10 protein-coding genes are annotated in these 12,898 nt (G+C 39.4%); 4 read left to right on the top strand and 6 right to left on the bottom strand.

Annotated features, from left to right (window positions below):
• Positions 1-132: 132 nt before the first annotated feature.
• Positions 133-570: a universal stress protein gene (locus M1F25_RS14745; RefSeq protein ID WP_004261767.1), complete on the bottom strand. Its 438-nt coding sequence runs from the start codon at positions 568-570 to the stop codon at positions 133-135.
• Between the two features lie 299 nt (positions 571-869).
• Here M1F25_RS14745 and M1F25_RS14740 point away from each other — a divergent pair, with 299 nt between their 5' ends.
• Complete coding sequence (locus tag M1F25_RS14740; protein WP_004261765.1) at positions 870-1,799, top strand: cation diffusion facilitator family transporter; 930 nt, start codon at positions 870-872, stop codon at positions 1,797-1,799.
• Positions 1,800-2,033: 234 nt separating this feature from the next.
• Positions 2,034-3,074 (top strand): galactose-1-epimerase, encoded by a 1,041-nt coding sequence (locus M1F25_RS14735; RefSeq protein ID WP_181488236.1) that lies wholly within the window; start codon positions 2,034-2,036, stop codon positions 3,072-3,074.
• An 85-nt stretch (positions 3,075-3,159) separates the two neighbouring features.
• Here the strand turns inward: M1F25_RS14735 and M1F25_RS14730 are convergent, their stop codons facing one another.
• From M1F25_RS14730 to prpB, 3 genes are all read right to left on the bottom strand, one after another.
• Positions 3,160-4,614 carry a bifunctional 2-methylcitrate dehydratase/aconitate hydratase gene (locus tag M1F25_RS14730; protein WP_096863323.1) on the bottom strand — a complete coding sequence of 485 codons (1,455 nt, stop codon included), beginning with the start codon at positions 4,612-4,614 and terminating at the stop codon, positions 3,160-3,162.
• An 11-nt stretch (positions 4,615-4,625) separates the two neighbouring features.
• A complete protein-coding gene (prpC, locus tag M1F25_RS14725; RefSeq protein ID WP_181488234.1) occupies positions 4,626-5,789 on the bottom strand; it encodes a 2-methylcitrate synthase in 1,164 nt (387 codons plus the stop codon).
• A 61-nt stretch (positions 5,790-5,850) separates the two neighbouring features.
• Entirely contained in the window at positions 5,851-6,738 is an 888-nt protein-coding gene (gene prpB / locus M1F25_RS14720; protein WP_181488232.1) for a methylisocitrate lyase, read from the bottom strand.
• A 245-nt stretch (positions 6,739-6,983) separates the two neighbouring features.
• Between prpB and prpR the strand changes: the two genes are divergently transcribed.
• Both prpR and M1F25_RS14710 read left to right on the top strand, forming a co-directional pair.
• Entirely contained in the window at positions 6,984-8,600 is a 1,617-nt protein-coding gene (gene prpR / locus M1F25_RS14715; RefSeq protein ID WP_050763775.1) for a propionate catabolism operon regulatory protein PrpR, read from the top strand.
• A gap of 561 nt (positions 8,601-9,161) precedes the next feature.
• The gene (locus tag M1F25_RS14710; RefSeq protein ID WP_004261743.1) at positions 9,162-10,304 is read left to right on the top strand and encodes an MFS transporter; all 1,143 of its coding nucleotides are present in this window, start codon (positions 9,162-9,164) and stop codon (positions 10,302-10,304) included.
• 71 nt (positions 10,305-10,375) lie between these two features.
• Here the strand turns inward: M1F25_RS14710 and M1F25_RS14705 are convergent, their stop codons facing one another.
• Together M1F25_RS14705 and M1F25_RS14700 are read right to left on the bottom strand one after the other, a co-directional pair.
• Positions 10,376-11,320, bottom strand: a complete 945-nt coding sequence (locus M1F25_RS14705) for an ATP-grasp fold amidoligase family protein (RefSeq protein WP_181488230.1) — start codon at positions 11,318-11,320, stop codon at positions 10,376-10,378.
• 373 nt (positions 11,321-11,693) lie between these two features.
• The gene (locus M1F25_RS14700; RefSeq protein ID WP_004261738.1) at positions 11,694-12,791 is read right to left on the bottom strand and encodes a fatty acid desaturase family protein; all 1,098 of its coding nucleotides are present in this window, start codon (positions 12,789-12,791) and stop codon (positions 11,694-11,696) included.
• Between the last annotated feature and the right edge of the window lie 107 nt (positions 12,792-12,898).

The raw sequence follows: 12,898 nt of genomic DNA, 5'->3' as shown, positions 1-12,898 counted from the left end.
TTGAAAATAAATCAGGAAAATCAATTTATTGATTTTCGGCTGATAACACAAAGCGGGAAAAACCACGCTTTTATCCCGCTTTGTCAACAACCTCAAATGCCGCATTTAGCGGCATTTTTTATAGAAACCAATTTAGCGAATAACGAAGACAGATGTTTTCGCATGGCGCACGATTGCAGAGGCTGTTGAACCTAATAAATAGGTTGAAGTGCTTGGGTGATGGGAGCCAACAACAATGAGATCTGCGCTAATTTCTTGCGCATAATCTAAAATTTCATCTTTAGCTGAACCAATACCAATTTTGCAGTTAATCCGTTCATCAGCAACTTTGATATCTTTAATGACTTCTTCTAACGCACGCATTGCAAGGATTGAGCGTTCCGCAGAATCTTTGTTGCTTTCTGGTAATGCGGCAATTTCAATACCAAAAAATAACTCAAGGCTCGGAATAACGGATAGAAAATGAATTTCAGCTGAGCTTAGTTGCGCTAGTGCCTCAACGTGTTTGATGATCTCTTGGTTTAATTCATCTTCTAACAAATCAATAGGGACTAGGATTTTTTTATACATAGCTACCTCATTTTCGTATTATTTAAAATTAATTACAAAAGGTTATCTACAATATACTATAAGTTAAATGAAAAGTAATAAATGCTATAACGTGCGCATTTATAGCGATAATCTAAAAATGACATAGCTTCTTCTTTGAAAAGAAAGAATAATTATTATCAACTCTCAGTGTTATTTACAAATCACACAGAGACTTTTAACAAAATATATGCGAAGATTGCGGTAATTTGCTTAACTAATTGATTTGAATGTATTATTTGAATGATAATTGTTTTGTTTTTCATTAAAGAACCCATTTTATGACTATGAATAATGCTTCAACACAGAAAAAAAGTGATTTTGAAATCCAACAAATAAAATTTAAAGCCGCAAAAAAAAGTACCTTAGTCAGTGTTGTCGTAAATATTTTCTTATCGATTTGGCAGATAATTGTTGGTATTTTTTCTCATTCTTCCGGGTTAGTCGCTGACGGTATTCATACATTATCGGATTTGGTCGCTGATTTTGTGGTGTTGATAGCCAATAAGAAAAGCCACAAGAAGCCAGATGAAGACCATCCATATGGTCATTTTCGTTATGAAAATGGCGCTTCATTAATATTAGGTATTATTTTATTAATTGTGGGCGTGGGAATGGTTTGGTCAGCGATTGAAAAATTACTGAAACCTGAGTTAATTCCTGAAGTTCACTCAATTGCATTGATTGTTGCACTGATTGCTTTAGTCGCAAAAGAGGGGCTGTTTCGCTATATGTTGCATGTCGCGAAGAAAGTAAACTCCAGTATGTTAGTGGCGAATGCATGGCATGCTCGTTCCGATGCGGCTTCCTCCCTAGTGGTGGCCATTGGTATTGTTGGTAGCTTGTGTGGGTTTAAAATTTTTGACCCACTGGCCGCGTTGATTGTAGGGACATTTGTTTTTCGGATGGGGTTTAAATTCACCAATCAATCCATGCAAGATTTAATGGATAAAGGCGCAGACGAAGAAACTTTGCAGGAAATCCGTTCTGTTTTGGATAATATTAGTGAGTTATCAGGATATCATGATTTAAAAACACGTAAATCGGGTGACTTTTTATTGGTGGATGTGCATTTAGAGCTTGATGGAAATATGAGTATTACTGTTGGCCATGAAATTGCGGTAAATGTGCGTAAAAAATTGATGGAAAACCCATTAATTTTGGATGTTATGACCCACCTTGACCCGTATGACAAAGACGCTAAGCATTAATCATACATTTATTTTATTTTTCGATAAAAACCGAGCTTTAAAGTGGCTCGGTTTTTTATTGCAAGCTATTATGTAAAATCAACACATTAATTATTGCACCTGATTGATAACAAGGCGAAAATTAATAAGCAGTTTCAAGATGGCACAATAAGGTATTTGTTTCAAAATATAGGGCAAATGTAGCAAACCCCAAAAAATGCTCTCTATAGTGATTATTGAACGATTGAGGAAAAAATGCGGTTAACTCAAGAACAATGTCAGACATTTCGCGCCCCAAAGGTTATTGCCCTTACTAATCAAAATGGTATGAAGGTTATTCTCAGTAGCCTAGGAGCTAGTTGGGTTAGCTGTATACTTCCGCTAGCAACAGGAAAACGAGATGTTGTTTTAGGTTCACCCAATATGGCTAAACAGATGGAACAGGGGGTATACCTTGGTTCAATCGTTGGGCGAGTTGCTAACCGCATAAACAATTCACAATTCACGCTAAATGAACAGCATTATCAACTTTCGAATAACCAAGGTGTACATTGCTTGAATGGTGGAAAACACAGTTTTAGCCATCGCATATGGGGTATTTTTCAACCAACACCCCAAAAAGCTGTTTTTTCTTTGACGTCGCCTGTTGGTGATCAAGGCTTTCCGGGGCAGTTAGACGTTGAAGTGAGCTATGAACTTACAGAAGATAATCAAGTCGTTATTCACCATGCTTATCAATCGACAGAAGCTTACCCTGTTAATCTTGCGAATCACATCTACTTTAACTTAGCGGGGGAGGACTCGGTCAGAACGGCTTTGGAACATGATTTATATATTGATGCAGACCAATATTTGCCGACAGATATGGACGGTATCCCAACGGGAGAGTGGTATAACGTTGCAGATACAAATTTTGATTTTCGCCAAAGTAAACGGATTGGCCGAGATTTCTTACAAGATGATGACCAACGTCGTGTTGGGGGGTATGACCATACGTTTATATTAAACAACACATTAACCGATGGTCTGCAGACGGTGGCAACCCTCGGGGCACCAAGTGGTGATGTGCGGCTAAATATCGCAACCACGCAGCCTGCATTACATGTGTACAGTGGAAATAACCTGCTTGCAACGTCGGGGAAAACACGAACGTATGTCCCTTATTCAGGGGTAGTGATAGCAACTCAGTTTCCAGCAGATGCAATCAATCACCCTGAGTGGGGAGAACAATACAGTTCGATTGCATTTCCTCAACAAATGTACCAAAACCAAACGCGTTACCAATTTGTTTTCTAATACAATAGTGAATATTCAGCGCCTCTATATTAAGGCGCTGAATTACTCGCCAGTTAATGCTCGCCAGTTAATAATTTCCTTAGTCTTAAATAACGAATAGATCCATATATTCATTGACAGGCATTTTTTCTAGCATTGGCTTATCGAGAGAGGCTTTTAAAATTCGAATTTGTTGAGCCTCTGGGAATTGCCTTGCTAAATTAATTCTAAATTTATTTAATAACAATGGCATCCCTTCTTTACGGCGGCGTTTATGGCCAACAGGATATTCGATAACAACTTCATCAAGCACTTGCCCATCCTTCAATGTAATGGTTAACCCATTGCTAATCGAACGTTTTTCAGGGTCATGATAGTCTCGGGTAAACTGTGCATCTTCAGTGCAATGCATTTTTGCACGTAATGCATCAATACGCTCATCTTTGGCAATATTATCTTCATAATCAGCAGCCGTTAAACGACCAAAAATTAATGGGATAGCGACCATATATTGAATGCAATGGTCACGATCTGCCGGATTATGTAATGGGCCTTTTTTATCAATGATACGAATACAAGCTTCATGAGTGCGTATGGCAATAGACTCAATATCTTGAGCCGTTTTTCCTAATTTTTCGAGGGTTTGGTGGAGTTGTAACGCTGCCTCTACTGCTGTTTGGGAATGAAACTCAGCAGGGAAAGAAATCTTAAACAACACATTTTCCATAACATAGGAGCCATAAGGACGTTGAAAACACAGGGGTTGTCCATTAAATAAAACATCGTAGAAGCCCCAGGTTTTAGCCGTTAGCGCCGTTGGATAGCCCATTTCCCCTTTTTGAGCCATTAAAGCCAGCCGTACAGCACGGGAGGTGGCGTCACCTGCCGCCCATGACTTGCGAGACCCTGTATTGGGGCTGTGGCGGTAGGTACGTAAGCTGTGACCATCAATCCACGCTTGGGAAACAGCATTGAGAATTTGTTCTCTTTCCAGCCCCAATAGATGAGAAACAACCGCAGTTGATGCCACTTTGACTAAAATAACATGGTCGAGCCCGACTTGGTTAAAGGCATTTTCTAGTGCGATGCAGCCTTGAATTTCATGCGCTTTAATTAATGCGGTCAAAACATCTCTAATAACTAGCGGGGGCTTGCCTTTCGCAATGTTTTCACGAGAAAGCCAATCCGCAGTGGCTAAAATACCACCAAGGTTATCCGACGGGTGGCCCCATTCGGCAGCCAGCCAAGTGTCATTAAAGTCGAGCCAACGGCACATTGTGCCAAGATTAAATGCGCCTTGCACTGGGTCTAATTGAAATTGGGTGCCTGGGATTTTTGTGCCATTTGGCACAATCGTACCCGGAACGATAGGCCCTAATAATTTTTTACATGCAGGGTATTCAAGGGATTCCATACCGCAACCAAGGGTATCGAGCAGGCAATGATAAGCCGTATCATAGGCGAGGTCAGAAATAATTGGGTAATCCATTACATAATCAACAATATCGCTGATCACTTTATCAAATTCAATTTGTTGCGAACGCACGGTTTGTGTTGTCATTAGGTTACCTTTTAACGCTGTTCTATAGGAGTAAATAATTGATTTTCAGGACCAATATAGTTGGCTGAAGGACGAATAATTTTATTATCTTGTCGTTGCTCAATAATATGTGCTGACCAGCCAGCGGTACGTGCCATAACAAATAATGGGGTAAACATGGCGGTGGGAATGCCCATAAGGTGATAGGCCACAGCAGAAAACCAATCTAAATTTGGAAACATGTTTTTTTCACGTTTCATTACGGATTCAATTCGATCCGCAACGGTATAAAGATGTCGATTTAGGCTCTGTTCTGATAACTGTAAAGCGACAGGCTTGATAATAGGGTGGCGGGGGTCTGCGAGGGTATAAACGGGGTGGCCAAACCCAATGATAACCTCACTATTTTTAACGCGCGCTGTAATATCTTGTTCTGCTTCCTCCATTGAGGCATAACGTTGCTGAATTTCTAATGAAACTTCATTTGCCCCCCCGTGTTTTGGGCCACGCAAAGCGGCAATTGCACCTGTCATCGCAGAGTAAAAATCCGTGCCTGTTCCCGCAATAACCCTTGCTGCGAATGTCGATGCGTTAAATTCATGTTCTGCGTATAAAATTGCCGCAATATGCATAAATTTTTCCCATTGAGCAGGGGGCTTTTTACCGTGTAATAGATGCAAGAAATGCGCACCAATTGAATCATCATCTGTTTGGGTTTCAATACGTCTTCCATGGTGGCTAAAGTGATACCAATACAACAACATCGAACCCAGTGACGCTAATAAGCGATCTGCTATATCCCTAGCACCGGAAAAAGGGTGAGATTCTTTTTCGGGTAACACGCAGCCCATCATTGATACACCTGTGCGCATGACGTCCATTGGGTGCGCGTTCGCGGGTATGGATTCTAACGTTTGTTTAACACTTGCCGGTAACCCTCGAAGAGATTGCAACTTTTCTTTATATGCAACGAGTTCGGTTGCTGTCGGCAGCCTTTCATGGATGAGCAAATGCGCGATTTCTTCAAATTCACATTGTGTGGCTAAGTCGTGAATGTCAAACCCGCGATAATGCAGGTCATTACCATTACGCCCAACGGTACAAAGTGCGGTATTTCCGGCAGTAATACCTGAAAGTGCAACGGATTTTTTAGGTTTAAATTGAGGTGTTTCAGTACGACTAAGTTGTTCATTCATCATTTATTCCTAGTAGGGGACAGAGGCGATGCAACTTTTAGTAATGATAAGTGCTTAAAAATTAGGATTTATTCTTGGAAAATAACGCATCCAGTTTTTGTTCATAATCGTAATAATGAATACTTTGATACAGCTCTTCTCGAGTCTGCATAAGTGGAATGACACTTTTTTGAGTGCCCTCTTTGCGTAATGTTGTATAAACCTGTTCAGCGGCTTTATTCATGGCTCGAAACGCAGACAGTGGATATAGCGCAATGGCAATGTCAACACTGCGTAGTTCATCAAGAGTAAATAAAGGGGTTTGACCAAATTCAGTTAAATTGGCCAGTACGGGAGCAGAGGTATTACTTGTAAACTGTTGATACATAGAAAGCTCAGTAATTGCCTCTGGAAAAAGCATGTCCGCACCGGCTTCTAAGTAGGCTTGTGCACGTTCCAGTGCGGCATCAATGCCTTCGACCGCTAATGCATCGGTTCGAGCCATAATGACAAAGCTGTCATCGGTTCGTGCATCAACAGCCGCCTTGATGCGGTAGACCATCTCTTGTGTCGAAACAATTTCTTTATTAGGGCGATGGCCACAACGTTTTGCACCCACTTGGTCTTCAATATGCAACCCTGCCGCACCGGCTTTACAAAAGGATTTCACCGTGCGGGCGACATTAAAAGCAGAAGGGCCAAAGCCAATATCGGCATCGACCATAAGTGGTAAGTCACATACATCAGTAATGCGTCGAATATCAATTAAAACATCATCTAACGTTGAAATACCTAAGTCCGGCATGCCCAGTGACCCCGCAGCGACGCCACCTCCAGATAAGTAAATAGCTTTATAGCCAGCTTGTTTTGCAAGGAGCGCATGGTTGGCATTGATAGTTCCAACGAGCTGCAATGGAGATTCTTGCTTGATAGCCTCACGAAATTTTTGTCCTGCACTAAATGACGACATAATAGCCTCATATGATGTTAATTAATTGTAATGAAATTGAGATAACTATAGTCATATAGCAATTGACGTGCCAATCTGGCTCTAAATTACATGGGTATGCAAATGTGTTTAAAATCAAACTGATATTGTTTTTTTTGATTTGTGACGGGAAAAACAATTTTAAAATAATCGGTTGGTGTGTTTCGTTGAAACAAGATATTGTCAATTGAAACATAAATGAAACATGGTAAGAAGGTATGGCGATGATGGAAAAACCGATTATTTGGACTGTTTCAGTGTCTCGGTTATTTACACTGTTTCGAGATATCAGCCCTGAATTTAGTGAACAAGCGGAAATCACCCCACTAAACCTTGGTTTTGAGCAGGCGGTAGAGGCCGTGCATCAACGATTACAGGGTGGACATTGTGATGCCATCATTAGTGCAGGTTCAAATGGTGCTTATTTAAAAAGCCATGTTTCAGTTCCTGTTATTATCGTGAAAATTAGTGGGTTCGATGTCATGCAAGCATTGGCCAAAGCCCGAGAGATTAGCGATAAAGTCGGGATCATTAATTATAAAAAAACACTTTCCTCATTAGATGAATTTCAGCAACGTTTTGGTTTGCAAATTGAACAGCGTAGTTATGTCACCGCAGAAGATGCAAGATCTCAGCTTAAGGCATTAAAAGCAATGGGAATTTCTGTTGTTGTAGGGGCTGGACTCATCATGGATTTAGCTGATGAAATGGGGATGACAGGGGTTTTTGTCTATTCCACACAAACCATACGACAAGCATTCTCAGACGCTATCGAATTAAGCCGAATGTCGAGGCGTGAAAACCATTCGCAAGACAAATATCTCCCTCCTAATCCCGCAAAAGTCCGTTATACCATTAATGACCTGATTGGTTCGTCATTACCGATGGAACGTGTTAGGCAAACTATTATGTTGTACGCACGTTCTGATGCAACAGTATTGATTCAAGGTGCGAGTGGAACTGGGAAAGAGATGGTGGCGCAAGCGATTCATCACGAATATACCTTATTTAATCAACATAAGCGCAGTAAACAGCAAATGCCTTTTGTGGCCGTGAATTGCGGGGCGATCCCTGAAACATTATTAGAAGCCGAATTATTTGGCTATGAAGAAGGAGCCTTTACTGGCTCTCGCCGGGGTGGCCGAGCAGGGCTATTTGAACTGGCGAATGGGGGAACACTGTTCTTAGATGAAATTGGTGAAATGCCGATTGCATTACAAACAAAATTATTACGAGTGCTCGAAGAGCGTTCTGTCGTGCGTGTTGGGGGGTATAAACCGTTAAAAGTCAATGTACGAGTCATTTGTGCGACTCATTGCGATTTAGACCGTTGGGTAAGAGAAGGGCATTTTCGTGCCGATCTATTTTATCGGCTCGGGGTATTGAGAATGCGAGTTCCAGCACTCAATGAACGTGGCGATGATATTTTTGTATTAGCGGAGCGGTTACTTAAGTTAGCCTTTGCAGGCTTAATGCAGCCGTTGCCTTCTTTTCGTGTACAGCAGTTAATTGCGTGTAAACGCTTTTTTGTTGAGTATTCATGGCCCGGTAATGTGCGAGAACTCAGAAACTTAATGGAGCGAGTTGCACTTTATTGTAGCGCATACCCCGAAAAGGCCATTAGTGAGGAAATGTTGGCGAGTCTATCTCCTGAGCGCAAATGGGATGCAACAAGCCATGAGGTTGTTATCGATAAAAGTAAGGAACCGCTTACTGACGTGATGAATAGGTTTGGTGGTGATCGTAAAGCCGTAGCTCAGTACTTAGGTATTAGCAGAACAACCCTGTGGCGGCGTCTTTCTTTATTAGAGAAAGCAAATCAGGTAAATCACGATACTAAATAATAATTAATTTGTATTCATTCAGGAGGGGGGGTGATTAAAAGGTAATGGATTAGTGAGAGTGCCATAAAGGAGATAATTAGGTTGTTTTTATTCATGGAATCATTGAATACTACTTGTTGAATTAAATTCATTCAGTCGTGTTTAGTGACAAATAAATTATTTTGTTATTAAGTGCTTTTAGGATTTTTTCCATATGACTTAAGTTGTATCAAATCGTAACAAAAAACAGTGATGTTTATATTTATCTATTATTTTGATTTTTAAGTATTACTTTTGTTTTTCTTGTTGTTCTTTCACTAAATTCACCATCGTAAAAAACGTGATTTTTCTCACATAAATTATTTTGCTAGTCACCATTAGATTTTCTCATTTTAACTTCATGATTGAACGTTCTATATTGCGCTCAAATTAGTCCTATCTTTGTTTTTTTACTACTGCACTAATCGCCGAAATGTGTTCTTTCTTGAGAACACAATGTTGTCGTATTCAACGATGTAGTTGCAGCGCATATTATTTATTTTGTTAGTTGGAGAGTTGGGCGTGAATCAGTCCACTACTATCATGCGCAAACGCGACAATGCATTCGTTCCTGTTGCAGGGTTAACGATTTTTGCTATTGCATCGGGTTATTTAATGAGCTTAATCCCATTATCGATGGGAAGTTTTGGTATTGATACGCAATATGCGGGTTGGTTAGCGAGTGCGTATTATATTGGTTTATTAATTGGCTCAATGTTAATTGAACCAATTATTGCCAAAATAGGCCATCGTCTCGCCTTTATTGGCTTTTTATTGATGCTTGCCGCGACAGTTATTGTACTGCCGTGGACCCCGACCATTGAAGCTTGGTTGCCAAACCGCTTAGTTGCAGGGGTTGCAGTGGCGGGGATTTTTGTGGTTGTCGAATCTTGGTTATTGATTGGCGATAATCCGAAAGAGCGTGCTAAACGTTTAAGTTTTTATATGACGTCATTGTATGGCGGAACCACTCTTGGCCAGCTTGCTATTGGTGTTATTGGAACCCATGGTGCTTATCCGTTTATGGTGGTATTAGGGTTATTATTATTAGCGGTAATGCCACCGTTATTAGTACGTCAAGGCCAGCCAGAAAGTGGTTCGCATCAAAAACTGTCATTGAAAAAAATTGCTCGTTTAAGTAAACCTGCAATTATCGGTTGTATGGTTTCTGGTATTACCATGGGGACTATCTATGGGTTAATGCCGTTATCATTGAAAAAAGACCAATTCACCACCGACCAAGTCGGTGTGTTGATGGCTTCAATTATTCTTGGTGGGATGTTAATACAGCCAGTTGTTAGCAAATTATCTGTTTTAATGAGTAAAACCTTATTACTTGCGATGGTTTCATTATTAGGTGTTTTTGCTATGGGTGTTATTTATATTTCGAGTGACTACTTAGTTATGATTGTCGCTTTAGCGCTACTCGGTATGTCAACTTTTGCCCTATATCCTGTGGCGATAACGTTGGCGTGTGATAACTTAGATTCCTCCTATATCGTCGCAGCAACACAAGTGATGCTGTTTAGTTACAGTATAGGTTCAGCAATGGGGCCTATCGCAGCAGGGACGTTTTTAGGCCAACATAATGGTTTAGTGAATTTCTTCTTTATTGTGCTGTTAGTGACTGCGATTTATATGTTAATTGCGAGCTTACGTCGTAAAGCCAGTGTGTTAGCAAATTAATTTTATCGACAAATAAAACTGCTAAATAAAAGGCTCTGTGAATTACTTACAGGGCCTTTTTGTCGTTCTAATTATTTCTTTTTATTGACGGTTGAAGGTGACAGTTGTGCTTCAATGGGTGAATGCTTTGTATTACGTACAATGCGTTGCTCCCAAAGCTCCCCTAATTTGAAATCCCATGATAGCGGTGATATTTCTGTTCTACCTGCATTTGGGGCAAATGTAAGTTCGCTGAAATACAAGGTATTTTCATCAGACATCAAAAAATCCGCACGGCAATAATCAAAAGGTGTGACGAGTATTTCCGCTAACCGTAACATTTCTTTGAATAGTGGTGGCTCAGATACGGGTTCCAGCATGTTTGGATAACCAAAAGTCACGGGTTGTAACTGCCAGTTGATATCATAAATATTAATAAATTCATTGCCAAATTCGTCTGAGTAATCAATCTCTGCATAGGCAGGCTTACCAGAGAAGCAATGGATCCTGCATGTTTCTGGTACTAACTTCCGGTTTTTATTAGCGAATAAATCAATATATTCTTCACACATAATTTTTGCGGGAATAGTTTTATAATGACGTTCTCGAGTAATATAGTAAAGGTTTTTAGTTAAATGAAAATCTAATTTATTTTTAGCTTTTAGCCAGTCAAAGTGTGCTTTATCGCGACAAATAATGCTACTACCACTGTCGTGATTGCATTTTAAAACGAAACGCTCTGGCAGTTTGTTTAGATCAATTTCATCGACACTTTTATAAGTGGCGATGATAGGTACTAAATATTCATTTCCTATTGTTCGTGAGATATATTCCCTTACCGCGAGTTTATCTGCAAATTGTGAATATAATGGATTTTTATCTCGCAACATTCTGAAATTTACTTTCTCATTAAAACTTTTTGGGGCTTTAAAATCAGGGCGGTAATTGAGTTTTTTAGTAAATTTATTAGTGAGATATGTTTTGTCACTCACTATGAGTGTACGTAATTTTTTTATAAAATACTCTGCTTTTTTCATGCGAGCACCAACCATTCTAAAATTGTAGTGTGTAATTAAAATCTAATTTTTATTTGATTATATTTTTTATAACTTAAATAAAGCATCAATAAATGTAACGGTCAATTTAATAATTTCTTAATAAATAAATATTAAACAAAAGATAAATAATGTTCATTTTGTTAATAATAGCCGGATATCCGTACACTTTTATATCAATAATTCAATCGATCGTTTTAATTATTCGTCATTAATAATAAGGGTATTGTTTATTTAAAGTGTAACAAAAGTAAAGAAGATAGACCTTAAGGATTTATTTAGATAATGTCCCTCCTAAAATAAGGGAATAGAGGGGACATTTGAGAGAATTGTTATTTATAACTTACTAAGATAACTATTTTAATGGCGGCTGCCCCATCTTTTTTAGGAATCTTATTTGAGCCGCAACGAGTTGTTTGTAATCAATACAACGATATGGCATATCATATTGCTGCGCCAATTGGGCTAAGATGCGAGCTAAAGCAGGGTAATGGCGGTGATGCCAATGAGGAAAAATATGATGTGTAAGATGGTAGTTTAGTCCCCCAGTTAAACGCCATAAATAATGGGGGGTCGGTAGCCAGTCACAAGCCGTGACAAAATTATGATGGTACCAACCATGCTTGATCTGTTTATCTTCAGGCGCAGTGAAAAACTGCGTCTCTGCCCAATGTGTACCGAGTAATAAATAAATGACAAAAATGGATGCAATCATTTGGCTCAATAAGTAAGTGATAAGTATTGTTGTTAAGCTGATCCCATGGCTGTGAGCCACTAGCAGTGGGGTGCCAATCATTAATATTAAGTGACATACTTTGCTACCTAAAAATAGCGTCCAACCCAGTTTACCCTGTAAAACTTTCTGTGTTTTTAAGCGTGTTTTCCCTGTTCTGTCCGACCAATCAAAAACCAGTGCAATCCATGTGAGTGATAATGATGCAACGAAAGGCCAATAAATATGTTGATATTTCATGAAAGGCCGCCAGCGTTGAAATGGCGTTTGGCGGAATATACCATTTTCTTCAGTATCTAAATCATAATGCTCAATGTTGGCATAGTGATGGTGATAATGAACATGGCGTGTACGCCAAAACTCTGGCTCTAAACCTAAAGGTAATGTCACTAAACGGCCAAATAACCGATTTTTCCAGCTTGATTTAAATAAGGTATTATGACAGGCATCGTGCTGGCCAATCACATTCAATAGCATGATGAGTAAAACAAATACAAAATAGGATAATATGTAAATTGAGGTAGATGTTGTTATGAGTGTTGGCAGGTAACTCAGAAGAGCAAAAATAAACAAGATAGCAATTGCAGTAAGATCATATCGGCTGGCAAATACGTGATCTTGCTTAGTTTGCAGATATTCTTGACTAGCTTGTTTTAATGCAGCATGAAATTGTTGTTCGTTAGCATTTGCGAACGTGAGTTCGAAGTCAGTGTGATGCATGCTACTCTCATTTGAGGTTATCTTCTTTTAATTAAAGAGTATATCTTCACTAAGTAAAGCGTCGCAAAATAAATATGAAGGGGGAGAAATATTTCGACTTATTCTGA

The sequence above is a fragment of the Providencia sp. PROV109 genome, assembly GCF_033681625.1.
Lineage (GTDB): Bacteria > Pseudomonadota > Gammaproteobacteria > Enterobacterales > Enterobacteriaceae > Providencia > Providencia hangzhouensis.
Note: the sequence above shows the minus strand (reverse complement) of the source record. Positions and strands in the feature narration are given on the sequence as shown.